At 55.2% G+C, this 15,776-nt stretch carries 11 protein-coding genes and 1 pseudogene; 3 read left to right on the top strand and 9 right to left on the bottom strand.

The annotated features are described in order from the left end of the window. Nucleotides 1-23: 23 nt before the first annotated feature. The 4 genes from ACT2BZ_RS16100 to ACT2BZ_RS16085 form a co-directional block, all read right to left on the bottom strand. On the bottom strand, nt 24-782 hold the full coding sequence (locus ACT2BZ_RS16100) for a polysaccharide biosynthesis/export family protein (protein WP_457936136.1): 759 nt from the start codon (nt 780-782) through the stop codon (nt 24-26). 4 nt (nt 783-786) lie between these two features. Continuing rightward, nucleotides 787-1,584: a tyrosine-protein phosphatase gene (locus ACT2BZ_RS16095; protein ID WP_457936135.1), complete on the bottom strand. Its 798-nt coding sequence runs from the start codon at nt 1,582-1,584 to the stop codon at nt 787-789. Between the two features lie 234 nt (nt 1,585-1,818). Continuing rightward, nucleotides 1,819-2,313 (bottom strand): hypothetical protein, encoded by a 495-nt coding sequence (locus ACT2BZ_RS16090; protein ID WP_457936134.1) that lies wholly within the window; start codon nt 2,311-2,313, stop codon nt 1,819-1,821. A gap of 163 nt (nt 2,314-2,476) precedes the next feature. Continuing rightward, nucleotides 2,477-2,932, bottom strand: a complete 456-nt coding sequence (locus ACT2BZ_RS16085; protein ID WP_457936133.1) for a hypothetical protein — start codon at nt 2,930-2,932, stop codon at nt 2,477-2,479. 200 nt (nt 2,933-3,132) lie between these two features. Between ACT2BZ_RS16085 and ACT2BZ_RS16080 the strand changes: the two genes are divergently transcribed. Next, nucleotides 3,133-4,293: a helix-turn-helix transcriptional regulator gene (locus tag ACT2BZ_RS16080; RefSeq protein WP_457936132.1), complete on the top strand. Its 1,161-nt coding sequence runs from the start codon at nt 3,133-3,135 to the stop codon at nt 4,291-4,293. A gap of 239 nt (nt 4,294-4,532) precedes the next feature. Here the strand turns inward: ACT2BZ_RS16080 and ACT2BZ_RS16075 are convergent, their stop codons facing one another. Together ACT2BZ_RS16075 and ACT2BZ_RS16070 are read right to left on the bottom strand one after the other, a co-directional pair. Next, complete coding sequence (locus ACT2BZ_RS16075; protein WP_457936131.1) at nt 4,533-5,810, bottom strand: adenylate/guanylate cyclase domain-containing protein; 1,278 nt, start codon at nt 5,808-5,810, stop codon at nt 4,533-4,535. A gap of 982 nt (nt 5,811-6,792) precedes the next feature. Then, the gene (locus ACT2BZ_RS16070) at nt 6,793-7,779 is read right to left on the bottom strand and encodes an Lpg1974 family pore-forming outer membrane protein (RefSeq protein ID WP_457936130.1); all 987 of its coding nucleotides are present in this window, start codon (nt 7,777-7,779) and stop codon (nt 6,793-6,795) included. Between the two features lie 414 nt (nt 7,780-8,193). On the opposite strand from ACT2BZ_RS16070, the pseudogene ACT2BZ_RS16065 reads away from it, so the two are divergent. Continuing rightward, a pseudogene (locus tag ACT2BZ_RS16065) lies at nt 8,194-8,311 on the top strand (IS5/IS1182 family transposase); the annotation flags it as partial. 942 nt (nt 8,312-9,253) lie between these two features. Continuing rightward, the gene (locus ACT2BZ_RS16060) at nt 9,254-10,720 is read left to right on the top strand and encodes a pilus assembly protein TadG-related protein (protein ID WP_457936129.1); all 1,467 of its coding nucleotides are present in this window, start codon (nt 9,254-9,256) and stop codon (nt 10,718-10,720) included. 336 nt (nt 10,721-11,056) lie between these two features. Here the strand turns inward: ACT2BZ_RS16060 and ACT2BZ_RS16055 are convergent, their stop codons facing one another. The 3 genes from ACT2BZ_RS16055 to ACT2BZ_RS16045 all read right to left on the bottom strand — a co-directional run bounded on the left by ACT2BZ_RS16055 (nt 11,057) and on the right by ACT2BZ_RS16045 (nt 15,734). Continuing rightward, nucleotides 11,057-11,242 carry a hypothetical protein gene (locus ACT2BZ_RS16055; RefSeq protein ID WP_457936128.1) on the bottom strand — a complete coding sequence of 62 codons (186 nt, stop codon included), beginning with the start codon at nt 11,240-11,242 and terminating at the stop codon, nt 11,057-11,059. 2,037 nt (nt 11,243-13,279) lie between these two features. Then, nucleotides 13,280-13,840, bottom strand: a complete 561-nt coding sequence (locus ACT2BZ_RS16050; RefSeq protein WP_457936127.1) for an invasion associated locus B family protein — start codon at nt 13,838-13,840, stop codon at nt 13,280-13,282. 1 nt (nt 13,841) lies between these two features. Beyond that, a complete protein-coding gene (locus tag ACT2BZ_RS16045; protein WP_457936126.1) occupies nt 13,842-15,734 on the bottom strand; it encodes a YadA-like family protein in 1,893 nt (630 codons plus the stop codon). Nucleotides 15,735-15,776: the final 42 nt, after the last annotated feature.

Genomic DNA, 15,776 nt, shown 5'->3' with positions numbered 1-15,776 from the left:
CTCCGCTTTCTGTGCCCGCGACCTCATGGCAACACTGCTATGCGAGCTGCACTCGATGCGATGCCGAGTGCTTCCTTCAGGTTGTTCATAGCGACTTTTGATTGCGACGTGAAAACTATGACGACATCACCACCGTAGATCCGGGGATTTGCCTTCTTTCCAGCTCTGATGTCGGCGACGTTGAAATTCGCAACCAGTTTCTGGCCCCCGACGCTGCGATAGACATAGACCTTCGACTGGTCGGCAATGTCACGAAACCCGCCAGCCAGCGCTATGGTTTCGATCAGGGTAGAGGTACTCGAGACCGGATAGATGCCGGCCTTGGCGACTTCTCCGTCAACGGTCACGCGTTGACCAAAAGACTCCTTCAGGAACACTGTTACGTCAGGTGCCTGAAGGTATTTCGCACCATAAGCCGCCTCGATTTCGCTCTCGAGCGCACGCACCGTCTTGCCTCCAGCCTGAATCGCTCCGATCAGAGGTAGCGAGATGCGTCCGCTGGGATCGATTTGCACGGTGCGGTCAAGCGAATCCGCCTGGAAGACGTCGACTTCCAGTACATCGTTGGGAGCAAGCGGCTGCTCCTGGCCATTTGCAGTGTCCGTGGGTGCAGGCAGCGAACTGACCATGCGCAAGTTCCCATCGTTGGCCGGCTGGCCCTGCAAGGACAAGACTTCGCTGCTGGAAACTGGTCCGCCACCCGACGAACTCGTGCAGGACGCGAGCGCGGCAAGGCTGAGAACGCCAAGAATACGTTTGGAGCACCAAGTCAGGTTGCGCATGACATTACTTAATCTTTCCCTTGAACAAACGGCTCAGAAAGCCATCCGCTACACTAGTTCTGTGGTTACCCCGGCGCGCCGCCGGCGATAGCTCCTCGTTCGCGAGAATGGCGGCGGGACGGATCGAAACCATCAAATCCGCCTCGTGCTCTCCGAGACGTTTCGCTACCAGTTCTCGGGCCGCGGACAGACACGGTCTGCGGTGCCTGACGCCGTGAGTGTCGGTAGCCAAGATGTCCACGCGCCCCTCTTCCAACATCTTCAAAGCGTAAGACCTGGCTGACTCGCCAAACTCGCCGGTGAGAGAACCAGCAGTGACTTGCATTAAGCACCCCCTGCTATTGAGAGCAATTATGACATCATAGTGTGACTTTATCCACGAAAGTCGTTCCGGATGTGTTACGATCGGGACGAACCCCTCTTCCAATAGCTGCTCGGCCAATTCTACGAGACGCGGCGGCAGTACTTTATGTGGCGGTTCCAGCAATACGTAACGCGATCCATTCAGAGTTGGCACGACGCCTTCGATGAGCCGCTTGACCAGGTCGGGCGCGATGTGGACATCGGCACCGGAAACGAGTTTTAGCGGAAGAGAGTTCGCGTCCAGTGCCTGTCTCAGACGGCTGATGGCTGCATCGATGATTTCGCTGTTGTTTTCATAGAGACCGGCGACGATGTGCGGCGTGCAAGCCATATGCGTAATGCCGTCATCGAGCGCGATCCGGGCCATGGCAATCGACGTTGCCAGATCTTCGGATCCATCGTCGAGACCCGGCAGAATATGAGAGTGCAGATCGATCATTACCAAATGGCCCGGACGGGAGCTGGCGCGCCCCTCCCCTGCGGTCGTTCAGAAATCCTCTTGCAGTGCACCCGTTGCAGGATGGAGGCCAGGGACGAATGGCGGTGAATATGCGCCAGCGACTTGGCCAATGACGGGGCGCCTGGTCCCACCGTACCGTTCACCGTCACTGCTGAGCAGGAACGTGGCTTCAGTTCGGGCTTGCAGGCAATCTTTGGCGACTGGTTCTGCAAGTCAGTCGCTGACTGCCTTGTTCTCATCGAACACCGAAAGGACCACCGCGCCGGCGGCCAACCCCAGAAACAGGGTTTCCGGGGGCCCCACCGAGAAGCCTGCTCCACCTGCAACGTCCGATCCCGGGGCCGGTTCGGAGGCCGATTTGGCGAGGCATATCTGCTGGTTATCAGTTGTAACATCGGCCTCGGAATACTCGGCAAGGTCAAGCTTGCACGATTCGCTGAGCTTGATTGTGGCCGATGAAGCGCGACCGACAATAACACGGCTGCCGAGCGGCAAGGTACTGCCAACGGTCGCCGGCTCGAAACCCGCAGCCCTCGTGACCAGGACCTCCCCGTCGGCTTTCGAAATCGTGACTTTAGCGCCTGCCGGGCCTCGGCATGAGCAATCGACCTCTTGCGAATATGATGGTCCAGTAAGGGCCGCAGCAATTACCAGAACGGCAATACCGACCGCTCGTACGACACATGCATTCAACACTTTACGCTCCACCACACAGTCCGTTACACAGTCCGCCACACTTCGTCTAGTCAAGAAAATCTGGCGACCCAAGTCCCAAATGGGTATTGACTCTTCCCGAACTGGTAGTGGGCGCGCTGCGCAGATTCCCCAACGCATCCCGATCGAACTGCAGGCCACCGGATCATGTGATTGATCAGCAAGCCTTGTAGACACCGCCCGATTGATTAGTCCGATCGCAGAGGAGCCCGCGGAGCGACAGTTCTCGTGCAATGTCCACACCCTGCTCGGTAAGGCATTGTACGACGGGGGAACCGCCGAATTTGGCTGCTGTTCGGCCGTCGCAAGGCGTCCCTTGCCCGACATTCCTGCAGGTGACTTGCACGCCCTGAAATGAACGGCGCATCGCATCTCTTGCGAAATCGCGCAGTGCAACTGGCGCAGAAAAGCCAACCCCGCACAGCATGATCTTGCGGCCCGCCACACGAAAGTCGTCTGGCGCACGGATATCGAGCTTTCCGTCAATCATCAAGGCAGTCTCGTCAGTGTGGGTGCGGCCAATTTCGCGCTCAGCCTGTTGGCTGCGCAGTACCAACAGGACGATCGCCATGAAAAGCAGTCCGGTCAAAAGGGCAAGAGCAGCGACTTTCATGCCTGCCCCGACATGTTCATTACGCTTTGACCTGCATGATCTTGACCTTCAGAACCGGTGCACAAGCTGACGCGCAACGAAAAGCGTTTCATTTGCAATGGATACTGTTGCATTTCAAAACGATTGGAATGTGCTAATTCTCGAAATCTGTAGATGTGTGGCAGAATGTACCTCACAGGCAGCATGGGACCTTAGGTGACATGGGGCGCCTCTTCACGGACACGTTCGATGAGAAGCGTATTGGGAACATCAGTGAGGAGATTGCTTCGGCAATCGACTCCGCCACTCTTGGGGCCGGGTCCTGGAATGCGGTGCCGATGGCGCTAAGCAAGGCTTTCCCCGGTTCGTTTGGCAGTCTCTGGAGCATGAACTTCACTGATCAGCGACTGAATTTCTTCGTCAACCACAATATCGATCCGGACTTCGTCCAATCTTATAATGACCACTTCGCCTACATCAATCCCTGGGCTGACTTCTGGACTGTGGCAAAGAACGGTCTGGTCGCCCAGTCGGAGGAGGTGGCGCCAGCACGGACCTTCTCTGACACCGAATTCTACAATGACTGGCTTGTTCCGCAGAAGGATGTCGAGGCAGCAGCGGCCCTGAAGCTGGCCGGCGATCGAGGAGAAGTCATCCAGTTTCTCGTTCATTTCCCGCTTGGCCTGTCCGAAGCTTACGGCAAGGCCGCGGTCGAGGTGCTGACCAGGGTGCGTGGAAATCTCGCCCGAACCATAGATTTTGCCCAGTTGATGAGAACAGGTTGCGAAGCTGTCGCCATCAATGCTGCGCTGGTCGACCGCAGCAAGTGTGCAGCTTTCGTCATTGCCCATGACAGGTCCGTGCGCGAGGCCAATCAGCTGGCCGTTGAACTGTGCGCAGCCAGGACGGCAGTAGCAGATCGCAACGGTCGGCTTCTTCTTCTCGATCACGAAGCCGATGCTCGCTTTGGCAGCGCGCTTGAGGCCATGACAACTGGCTCTGCCTCGGCCCAGCCGATTGCGTTCAGGAACGCATCGGGTGTTTGGCGGGTCGTCATGCTTGCGATCCCGCAGACCATGCCGGCTTCCTCCGGGAGCCTTTTGCTATTGCCACCGACGCGCATGGCTCTGGTCCTCGTGACAGACGTCAGCGCGCCTAAGAAGGACGGCGCGGACCTGGCATGCCTGGCTGAGGGATTCGGTCTGACATCGGCGGAAATCACCATGTGCAGAAGGCTCTTGCTGGGTGAGTCAGTCGCAGACGCTGCCGAACAGATGGCAATCACCACCGAAACCGCCCGCACGAGACTGAAGACTATCCTCTCCAAGACGGAGACGGCCAGGCAGTCGCAATTGATGCTGCTTCTATCGGAGTTGAGCTGAGACCAGAAGCCGGTTCCAAGGGCAGTTGTCGCGCCTCAGGCACTTGGGGCCGCAGCGATGGTTTGGCACCAAGAGCGTTATCGCACATCTGCCGTTTCGTTTCGCCAAAATACCACTATAGATTGTATCGCAACAATCTGGTTGCAGCCGGTCTGAAGTAGAACCATTCCGGTAGAGACAGGGTTTGGAAACCGAGCGAACCTGACTGGCATACATTGCTTCAACTGCCGTCAGGGCCGCTATTTCTCGGAAAATTGGTCCTCAAAATCCTGCTGGATCTTACGCAGCTCTTCAATGGCTGCGCGAATGTTGGAACTGTCGATGACATTGACCTCGACGCGCTTCCCGCTATGCGATAGCCGCCTACGCCGTTCACGATGTTCGTCGGACCGGAAATCTTCAACCCTGTAGACCATGAGCTCGCGCGAAAACCCCTTCGGAGTGATCGGGTCCAGAGGGGTCGTGTCAACGCTTGAAGCGACAAGACTTTGTGTCGTCTCGTCGATCACAATGGTATCGGGCTCCGCCAGAGATTGAAGTCTCGCCGCCAGATTTACCGGAGCTCCCAGAGCAGTATATTCGAGCAACTGTTCCGATCCGAAATTGCCAACCGTGCAGAAGCCGGTAGCCATCCCCATCCGCACATGCAGACCCTGTGACGCACCCTGCCTCCGCCAATATTTCTGCAGTTCCGCGATACGCATCTTCATGCGCAGCGCCATCTCGACTGCCTTGAGCGCATCCTCGGTCTCGCCTTCGCTTTCGGGGTCACCAAAAAATACAAGGACAGCGTCGCCGATGAACTTGTCGATGGTTCCTCCGCAATCGAGCGCAACCGCGGACATTTCGGAGAGGTACGAGTTGATGATGATAGCAAGACGCTCAGGTTCAAGCGCATCGGTCAAATTGGTAAACTGAACAATGTCCGACATGAACACCGTGAGGTTTTTGCGAACCGGGGCAAGGCGCTCCTCGTCGGACTCCGAAAAGATGCTTTTGTAGATTTGCGGCGACAGGTATTTGGCTAGCCTGGTAGCGAGGCTCTCCAACCGTAGACTCTTTTCCTCGATGACTTCCCGATCGCGGACCTTTTGCTCCATGAGTTCCTCGTGCTCCCGCCGCAGTGTCCACTCGGCGGTCCGGTCGACGAACTGACCCTGTACCCCGTTTAGATATGAAAACGCCTCATGTCGGGTGCGTGTCGACAACAAGGAGAACATCCTTTCCTCGCCCGCCACGTTGATGCGAATCTGAGGAATGAGGACCGTTCCTTCGCCTTTCAATCGTTCGAGGAAATCGGTTATCTGGGTGCCAGGAATTCCAAGCTGTTCCAGCAAGTCGGGGAAAGGGGCGTTTGTGACGTTGCCCAGGACTGGAAAAAACTTTTTGAAGTTGGCGTTCACTTTGAGAATGCGAAGTTCCTCATCGGCGAAGTAAGCAGCAGTAATCGCGTTGTCGAAGTTGAAGAAGCTGAGATCGACGATGTTTGGTCGGTTGAAAAAATCTTCGATATGCATAGCCAAGCCCCTATTGTCGGTACTATTCAGGCATTTCCGCTACTGCGCACGCTCTCCGACGATCGCACTTTCGTGATGCGGAATAAGGCGGGAAAAAGGTATCCAGCCTCTGCGCTTGCGACACCGCTAGGACGACCCCGCGGAGGCGAGTCTGACTGCCCATGCTGATCCGGTATCCACTGTTGGAGTTGTCCTCGCATCCGACTAAATGCGCTCACTGATCGCCCCCAACATTGCTGTCGAGCGATGGCGTACATTGGGCGTTCAGGTGCGGTAGCCATCCTGGCCGAAGGCAGCCGCAAAAGTTGCCCCATTTACACCGCTTCTCGACGCGGTCTGCTGTGTCCCTCCTTCAACCTCAACCGAACGTCTAGCATGATGGCACATTGAACGGCCCAGATCATTGTTGGCATCGTGGCGCGTCACTCTCCGTTCATACGGTCGAAAAGCGGTGGTCCCTTTGAAATCAGATTGACTTGATCGCTTGCATACATTTCTAGTTCAAGAAATGGATAAAGAGGCCTGCCACTCTTGCAGCACTCGAGCCGGTTCGAACGTAGACAATTCAAGCCTACGATGGAGGCGCTGGGCCTGACGCTGGCTTTCTTGACCCGCGACAAACCCTTTTCCGATTATCGCGCCGGAAAGCTAGTTAAGGCGGTAAAGTACCAGCTCAGCAGCGGCAACCACGTTTGTCTCCTGGATAGTGACATTATGGTGGCCTACGCGGGTTGGCTTCCAATCACGCAGGCACTGGGTGAAAAATGGCTTTCCCACGAGGCTACACTGGTGCCAGTGCCGACCCCAGCATCAGATGCACTCGCCCTGACAACCGTCTCGGTCACCGCAAATGAGTATCTGCGGCCTCTAATACGAGCATGCCGCGACAGACATCCGAATCAACAGGTTTTTTTCAGGCGTGAGAGGGGAAACGGTAGCTGGAGAAAAGCGACCGTCTTTAGCAAGTGAAGGCTCTCCCTCGCTAATCGAGCGCGATTGTCATTCTTGCAAATGGACCATGAACGAGTACATCTCCACTGCCGCTGCCCTCATAATCCCCGGCCTTGTCGACGTCGCTTCTGGAGCCCGCCAGGTTATGGAAGCTCTGAGCCCTATAGCCGATCGTTAGAGCCGCGTCCGAAGTAAGCGCGAAATTTAGCCCGCCCATTACCTCAGCGTTCAGAATGGTGACGGAATCAGAATAGCGCTCATTCCTATCTGTCCCCAGACCGATGAGACTGGTGAACGCGTAATCGGTCGAGCGCTCGCCAAACAGAGCCGCACCGGCTACTGAGCCGACTGCGCTTATTCCCCGCTCTTCTATCACGGGTACAGCAACGGCCATTCCTAGTCGCGGTCCTATGGCCCATGTCTCGTCCTGGAAATCCCCCAGTTTATCAGTATCGATCGGGAAAGGATCCGGCAGACCCGACGCCGACCCCCAGTAAGTCGAAGACGCTCGAGCATAAAGTCCCCTCAGACCACCAAAGATGCGCAGATCTAGGTTGGAGCCGATGGCTGGCCTATACCCCAGCTCGAGATCTGCGAAAGCTATGCGCATTTGCGTCTCGGCGCCGGGATATCCAACGAAAATTTCGTCCGTTGAAATCAGTTCCCCCCCACCTTCGGTTTCTGCACCCAGATCGATGAGGTTTACTCCGACCCGGTAATCCCACAGTGCATCGACTCGGGCACCGTACTCGGCACCGACCTGCCAACCATCATCGCCAGGTTTCAAAGGATCAAGGTCACCAAACTTTTCGTCCTCAGGATCGAACGACAAGGTGTTGTCGCTGTCATTGAGGAGAAATGCCCCTTCAAATCCAACATACCTTGTCGGCTGAAACGCTGTTGCAATGCGTTCGTTTGGGTCGGCAGCGTCAGCCCCGCTGACATACGAAACGCCGCCAAGCCAGAGCGCCGCAGCCAGCGCAACAACAGAACATGTCGCGTAAAGATTGGATCTCACCAAAGAACACCCCTACCTAGCCCTCAGAGGGAAAATTCCCCTAGGTCAGGGCCGGCTGTCAATTCCCCTAAGCGGTTAGAAGCTTGAATGTGTCCCCCTGTGTCCAAATTAGCACGCCAGATTTGCGCTTCTTACCTAGCAGGTGTCCTTGCAGGCACGGTCCAAATAGGCAAGTCGCCGAGCGACAATTACATTCGTCCAGACGCCGCCCGGTTGCGCCAACCGGCTCGTAGTGTTGGTTGCACAGCAGAGATTATCACCCACCCCTAAACGGAACTGCAACGAGCGTGTTCTTGGTTTGAACGCCTATTTTCTTGTGCGAGAAGACGGATCGCTCATCTGTACTATCATACCGACTAGGCTCCAGACTCAAAATGGGCCGGGAAGACCCCGGCCGACCCGTTCGGGGGCTTCGAGCGCATGTTCTGCGGGATCAACGACTTTCGCCGCATAGCAACCAGATACGATCGGCTGGCTACCAACTTCCTGCCTGCGGTCTGCATCGTAGCGACAGTCCAGCTACTGGTTATGAATCCCGACCATAAGCCGGAGCGTTTCTCCATGACGTAGCGAATCAGTGCTGACCTACGCCCCAAACACCTGCCCTACATTGACTACCGCACACTCCTCTTCACCAACATCACGCAGTAGCGCAACCTTATACAACCTGACGTTTTGTTGGCTATTCCCGCAAAATTAGAAGCTAGTGCTTATTATGCATCTTGCCGATTGTCTTGAATCCGAACGATGCGATATCCCGTCTGTACAGCCTTTCTATCTATTTACGGCGCTCGATTGCTTTAGCCACGCAGTACCGATAAAGCTTTTTCCGCGCTTTGGAGCAATATATCAAATGTCTATCAGATTTCTTATTTCGGTTCTGTGTTTATTGACTTCTCCCGCAACATCGCAGGGGTCTCCTACTTCGATTATTCGCGAGCTTATAATTTCTTCGGAAGAGGACGCTATCATCAGTGAAGCTTACTTCCCCGCGGACACTCCGCGGATTTTCCTAGCGGCCGATTTTGCGGGCGACGAAGACGCGAGGTTCCAAATCACGCTGTCTCTTCTCGAGACGTCCTACGGGACTTCCGACCTGAAGACGTCCGAACCTGCGATACCGGAGATAGACGTCACCGTGTCGGACAAACATCTCTTCGCGTCATTGAATGAACCGTTGTCTGGCTGGCAGGCGGGCGCGTATCGCTTGGATATAGTTGTGGAAGGCTACAGAGAAGAAAGCGTCTACTTTTGGATAGGCGAGTAAATGTGTGCCAGACGATCGAACGGATATATTCTCTTTCTTTGCAGTAGTTTTTTTATAATCTCAATCGTTTATCGACTTCTTTATTTATGACTTCTAAGTTTAGTGAATACATCCTTAAATATGCAGTAACTACGTCTAATTACATAATAGTTTCGGAACGAGATTTTACAATTGCATGAATGATGGCTCGGCCACGAGGTTAGTCTGATGTTGTCTGTTCGCAGTTTTCTACATGACGTAAAAGCTAATATCGGCGTCCTCATGGGGCTTGCCGCGCTCCCGATCGCCTTATCTATTGGGGTTGCTACCGACTATGCGCGAGGTGTCTCAGCCAGGTCGCACCTTCAGGAACTTGCGGACGCAACCGCGCTTACATTGGCGGGTTCAGGGCAGGAAGAACCAACGAAACTTGCCGAACTGGCTAAGCTGCTGCTCCCTGCCAACCAGGCGCGCAGCAAAATCGACTCGGTATCGATTGTTGACCTAAAAGCTTCCGGTAGCTCAGTCTATCTCCAGCTACAAGGGCGGGTACATGCAACTTTTATGGGCCTGGCCGGAATTACCCATCTGGACGTCAAGGCGTCGGCGATGGCAGAGCGCGCGATTATGGGGAGCGTAGAGGTCGTGCTTGTGCTCGACAATACATGGTCGATGTCTACACCTGATTCAACCGGCACACCGAAGATAGCGACCCTGAAAACAGCGGCCGCGTCGCTGGTCACGGAGCTGCTCAAGAACAAGGACGCGTCCGTTCGGATCGGGCTGGTTCCGTATGCAGACTTCGTCAACGTCGGGACCAACTACCGAAATGCGAGCTGGATAGACGTACCAGAAGACTATACCAAGCCGGCGACAACTCAAACCTGTACGACTTCCACGACTAGGAGTGTTTGCGTACAAAAGGCGCCGACATATGCGTGCACGAAATCCGTCGACGGGGTACTAGAGCTGTCTACTTGCGGTGGCGCATGCACGAAGTCCGTCACTCAGGACGTCCCTCCCTATCAGGCTTGCTCCGGTGGCGGCAGTGCGCAGACGTATACTTGGTTTGGGTGCGTCGGGTCGCGTCAGAACAGCGATTCACGGCTCCACGATGAGAAGCCTGCAGATAGGTATCCAGGTTTTCTTGATACCAGTCAGAAATGTCTCAATCCAATCGTACCGCTGACCGATGACCTAAAAACGCTTCTTGCGGGGATAAACGGTATGATTATCAACATTGGGTCGTACAAACCCTATACTTACATACCGGCCGGCTTGATATGGGGACAGAACCTCCTGTCTCGCACCCAACCATTTGCCCAGGGGGCCGCCTATGATCCAAGTAATAAGTCGCCCCGCAAGGTCGCTGTCCTAATGACTGACGGTGAAAACACCTTGCGTTTCCGCAACAGCGACGGCCGCCACGTGATGCCCAGTTCAAACGCGACCACAGCCAAGGGAGAACTCAAAAAGACCGACGATGATACCGTGGAAATATGTGACTATATGAAGTCGCATCAGATCGAGATTTATACCGTCGCATTCATGGTCACTGATCCGGAAACCAAGGCTATGCTGGAAGACTGTGCTGCAGTTCCCCGGCACTATTTTGATGCCTCCGATGCAGCCAAACTTCTTTCTGCGTTCTCCGGCATCGCTCAGTCGCTAGCTCAGGTCAGGTTGGTAAGGTAGCATATCTGCGGTTGTTCGCGCTGCTGATGTGTTGGAGAGCAATAGCGATACGATTGCAATGCTCCATCGTACCTATGTCAGGCTGCGGCAAGAAGGCCGCATCTTTTGTACTGGCGGAGCCTTCTACCTGGTGCTCCCCTAACTGAGCGATCCTTATTAACTTGAACGGGCACCAACCAAGTTAACGCGCTGCCGCCCTTGCGAGAGAACATGCCACCTGCATCTTCGCGACGCCTATGCGGATCGTTGGTGCGCGCGATCCAAAAGAACCACAACTGGAGAAATCGAGCGCCGGGGCCACGAGGCGCGTGCGGAAAAAAATGAAACACTTGATCACTAATCTCGTCGTCGCAGGCTCTCGGCGAACACTTTTTCAAGCTCTTCACGAACCGCCTTCGCGAAATCGGGGACCACGGAATCAGTCTCGGCTAGCCGAGCCTTCTCGAGCGCTTTTCCGATACCATAGGCGCTTACAAGAGCGTCGACTGCGCGCGAAACATCGCCAGGGTCGGTCTTCTTCATGTCTTGATCTTGTCGTTGCTCAGGCCCGTCATACTTCCTGCGCTTGTTCAAAAATATATTTCAAATGGGGCCGAAGGTCAAGTTCTGGCCATTTTCTACCTGGTGTAGAGTCCAAACAACCGTCGAACGGATCATATCGGCTGTAGATACAGAAATCGTCTGGCGCGCACGCATCAAATATCCCATTAACATTAACGCAGAATGGATTCGATAATAATACCGCTCTGCAATTTTGATTGTTATGACATAGCGCTAAATTTGTAATAGTTCGGTGCCTTCAGATAATCTTGGCGCAATTGATCTGCCATTGGAACAGAGGGACTGCAACGCGACATATGGTAGTGGAGCGGAAAGCCGCTTGTCATTACAGCGCTTAGGTTGAAGTTTGCTCAGAAACGAACTCGGCGGACGTTCCTGCGGGATCAGGACATTGGTCCGAACCGCATTTCGAGAGAGCAGCCGTCGCAGATCCCGGTTACGGACAGATCTAAGGCTCCTAAAGAAGCACTGACAACCGTCCGGATCCAAGTGGCCGGGCGATCTTCCGTTCCGAAGAGCCACATCGACGGGCTGGCGCGAGCCAGTCCAGCAAACCGACATTTGGGTCGACGCGATGTCCAAGGGTACGTTGGTACAAACCTACGACAAGCCGATGGCCGAAGATTGTGCCGTCGCAGCGGCGCTGGTCGTCGTGACTAGCGCTATGGACGCTTCCGCTGTCGCGATTCACTGTGCGAAGCACCGATCTCGGCCAAACCTGACGACGTTTGCGCCGAAGGACAGACGTAACTGGCTGCAGGGACTGCTTGAAACAGAGAATTTGTCGGGCTCCGAAGGATCTAGCAGCCGCTGCCAGGCGAGATCCGCCGCAATGGTGGTTTGACCTGATTGATGCCAAAAATCCCAAAGCAGCGGCCGTCCGTTCGCTGCTCGCGATTATCCGGGTTCGCCGTCCGCCACGCATGGCTTTCGCGAACTACCTCGAGGCGCAGCCCTCCGATTTTTAAGATCACCCGAGGTCGACGCTGCTATGGAATACATTCCGCGTACATTATCGCTTGCTTCTAGGTAAGCGATCTCCAACAGATACGCCAGCACCGGAGTACTGTTTGCTGCAGCCAAGTCACGCAACTCCCGTATCATTGACTGCATGTATTGCATATTTTCCATTTTTGATGGCCGATCCCATCTAGGCATGTAATTGCTCCCCTTTGCCATCCCATCGTGACACAACGAGTCTGATACGCGAGATCAACATAAACTAGCAGGTACTTCGGCTCAGTAAGCCCGGTCGCGTTGTCTAGATTCCGGCCTCAGTAGCTAACTGTACAATGCAGTCCCCGACGCAACCCGTTCTCAACGAAAGTCTTGCCGATCCCCGCCCCGGGCAACACTGGTCCATCATGGGAGACCCGTTCTCCCGGTCTGTAGGCGCAATCAAATCCAGACACGCTTTGAGCCCGCTCGAGAATTCCTTTGGATTGCCATGATGTCAACCGAACAAATGCGGAAATTTACATTTCACGCACATTCTATCTCAATAGAAAGCTTGGTTTGGGCTAATTGCAACGCATTTACTTCCTGCCTTAACGCATTTCGTTGGACACACATCACTCTCTCACCCGGGATGACCCGTTGCTCGTTTGGGGTGCTCTTGAGCAACGGGTCTTTAGGATGCGGGTACGAACCACAACAACCGCACCAGTACTATGCTGCAGGACGTTGAACGGACTGTTAGGCTTTGTCACAACCGCAGCGCGCATTCGGTTGCGCCTAGAGATTGGCTTCCCAGCCTTGGGACACTTGCCACGTACCATCGAACACAAACCGAATGAACGGATCTACATCCTATATTACATCCTATCTTGCGGGGTGTTGCGTAGGGGAGACTGATGTAGCGATCGGAATCCGTGTCTCTCGGCTGACCGGCGGCGAGAATGCACAATCGCAGGACCGAGCAAGACCGGTTTTGGAACGTGGCCAGGGAAGCAGCACCCCCCCCCCCCAAGCTCCCCGATCCAAGTCGCGTTGGCAGCCCTATTCTATCGCTTCGACTGCAGCTGTAAGGCCTGCCAGTGGCGCATCCAGCTTGATAGACTGGCCTGCCTCAAATGAAATTTTGACCAACTCACCCGTGGCGATCTGCCGACGCATACCGGAATCCAGTAATAGAGTGCCGACACACACCTTGTCGTCACACGCCCTTATAGACACGGCTTTCTCTTTCACGTTGGGAAACTGCACCTTGATAAGTCCAGCCGAGCCTACAGTGTGTGGCGCCCGAAGGATAAATAGAGGCGCGCCGTCTTCCGTCGCGGCGAGCGTCCAGCTGAAGATTGTAAAGCCGTCGCGGTCGACCAGAGTTTCCGTGACGTTACACACTCTTGTTTGAGCTTGGATGTTCTCGTCGCAAATCAGCGTCCAGTTCTCAAAGGGTTGGATGACGCGTCTGACGTGTCCAAGCGTAGCGCCCGACGGGATAGCAATCTCTGGTGCTTTGACAGTGTAGATGTTGGGACTGGCGCCAGTCGATGTCGCGGCGCCAGCAAAGGCTGCTGTTAAGAAAACTGCGAACAGGGTCTTGGTTGTGGCGGTCATGTCAGTTTAGCGTCAAGCTGGCGCCCGCTCCTGCTCCCCAATTGCCGCCTGCAACGGTCGTCGAAACATTGGCCCGCACCCTTCCGCTTTCGCTCGTATACCCCGCCCCGAATGCAGCGGCACCTTCGCCGCGCCAGAAGCCACCGCCCATGCCGATGCTAAGCTTGCCTGGCGTATTGTCGTACCGGATCGACGATGCTGCCAAGCCGATTGCCGCCGCCTGTCTCGCCTCGCTCCTAATGCCATCAATCTCCATCGAGAGCTGGCCTACCTTGAAATCCGTATACTGATTGGCGATGGTGACCGAGGTTTGGACAACATCGTCACCGAAATTGAATGCTAGGCTATCCGCATAGGTATTGGCCATGAGAAGCGTCGTGCTCATCCCGTCCTCGAGTTGAGCGACATTCACCGCATCTGTTGAATCGACGCCAGCTTCGACATTCTTGACCACGACCGGGGTTGACGGGTCGCCGCCAAGGAGTGTCACGATGTTCTTTTTGTTGCCGTCTATGTCGAGGTCGTACTGGACTGCATGGTCACTGAGTTCGGCAAGCAACACATTCGTTGCATGCAATTGAGATCCGTTTACCGCATCAGTCGATGCCATGCTTAACAGACCTGGGCGCAGATTGGTGATCAGGCTGCCGCTTGTTCCTTCCAGGGTAATTGTGTCTTTCGGAGCGCCCGCGACGCCATCGTAACGCACGGCCCGATCGCTAACCTCGCCAAAGGTGATGTCGATGTTGTCGATCCGTGTGTTGACGTTGGTTATCTCGTTGTCCACGGCCTCAAAGGCGTTGTAGATCGTCGAGTACGATCCGCCCCTTATTGCATAGGTCGGGCCAGTGACAGTGCCGTCGACATTTACTGCGGCACCACCGCCAAAATGATTGACGACGCTTTGTGAGAGGCCATGCAATTGGGAACCGTTGACGGCTTCGGTGGATACCGCCGACACAACCCCAGCAGCTAGATTACCGATCGTGGTGCCAGACGCGCCTTCTAGCGTCACTAACTCCTTCGACGTCGTGTCATATCGCAAGACCCAGTCGCCGAGATCGGTAATCTTTTCATCAACCGCTCTCAATTGCGCAATATTGGCTGCATCCGTGTCTGCGGCTCCGGCGGCAAGATTTGTGAGCCGTCTAAATTCGATACCGTTGCCAATGGACACCTCGCCAGAAGCCCTCGCCCCCGCCAAAACCCCTGCACCTGGATTGTAAGCAGGCGCTGCCAACGCCCCGCTTGTCAGTGAGTTGGCGCCGAGCGCGATGCTGTTTGCCTGGCTCGCCGTCGCGCCCTGCCCCAAGGCAATTGAACCCGCTGCATCTGCCTGCACATCCGAATTTTGGCCAATGGCGATAGCGCCCGTAGCGCTTGCGGAAGTGCTCGCGTTGTTGCCGATGGCGATAGAATTGAACTCGCCTGCATTAGCCTCCATCCCGTTTTCGCCGAGGCCCGTGACCCTGTTTCCGCCAATTGAGACGCCCCTTTCATTATCGAGCGATATGGCATCCGACGTGGCAACGCATTCGTTTGAAGGACCGACCACGCCACCATTGACATCCAGGACGGAAAGCGAGATCGGGTCGCCAGACGCAGCCCCGAGCAACAAGCCGGACGTGTCTATGCTCAAAGGCGACGCGACAGGCAGGCCCGCCAACAATTCGACAGTCGCCAACAGCGGATTTACGGTCGCCTCCACCGGAACAATTGCGCCTTCGAGGACTGGTGTCATTATATCGGTGACCACCGACCTTGGCAGGCTCACGCCCGAGCAGGCACTGACAATCGATTCCTGTGCATTGGCCGACGCACCGTTGAAACCGACAACCAGACACGTCGTGATCGCCGCCGAAACTCGTCCGTAGAGATAAAGACCGTGCGCCATTTGCTGTCTCCATTATCGATGATCTATCTTCCATCGATATGC

The organism is Mesorhizobium sp. 10J20-29, from assembly GCF_054130485.1.
The sequence above is the reverse complement of the archived record's forward strand: the minus strand, read 5'-3'. Positions and strand labels throughout refer to the sequence as shown.

Coding starts and splice junctions, on each gene's coding strand:
- ACT2BZ_RS16055 (WP_457936128.1), bottom strand. CDS start 11,242: ATGAAGAAGACCGACCCTGGCGATGTTTCGCGCGCAGTCGACGCTCTT.
- ACT2BZ_RS16060 (WP_457936129.1), top strand. CDS start 9,254: ATGTTGTCTGTTCGCAGTTTTCTACATGACGTAAAAGCTAATATCGGC.
- ACT2BZ_RS16080 (WP_457936132.1), top strand. CDS start 3,133: ATGGGGCGCCTCTTCACGGACACGTTCGATGAGAAGCGTATTGGGAAC.
- ACT2BZ_RS16095 (WP_457936135.1), bottom strand. CDS start 1,584: ATGATCGATCTGCACTCTCATATTCTGCCGGGTCTCGACGATGGATCC.
- ACT2BZ_RS16085 (WP_457936133.1), bottom strand. CDS start 2,932: ATGAAAGTCGCTGCTCTTGCCCTTTTGACCGGACTGCTTTTCATGGCG.
- ACT2BZ_RS16050 (WP_457936127.1), bottom strand. CDS start 13,840: ATGACCGCCACAACCAAGACCCTGTTCGCAGTTTTCTTAACAGCAGCC.
- ACT2BZ_RS16100 (WP_457936136.1), bottom strand. CDS start 782: ATGCGCAACCTGACTTGGTGCTCCAAACGTATTCTTGGCGTTCTCAGC.
- ACT2BZ_RS16075 (WP_457936131.1), bottom strand. CDS start 5,810: ATGCATATCGAAGATTTTTTCAACCGACCAAACATCGTCGATCTCAGC.
- ACT2BZ_RS16045 (WP_457936126.1), bottom strand. CDS start 15,734: ATGGCGCACGGTCTTTATCTCTACGGACGAGTTTCGGCGGCGATCACG.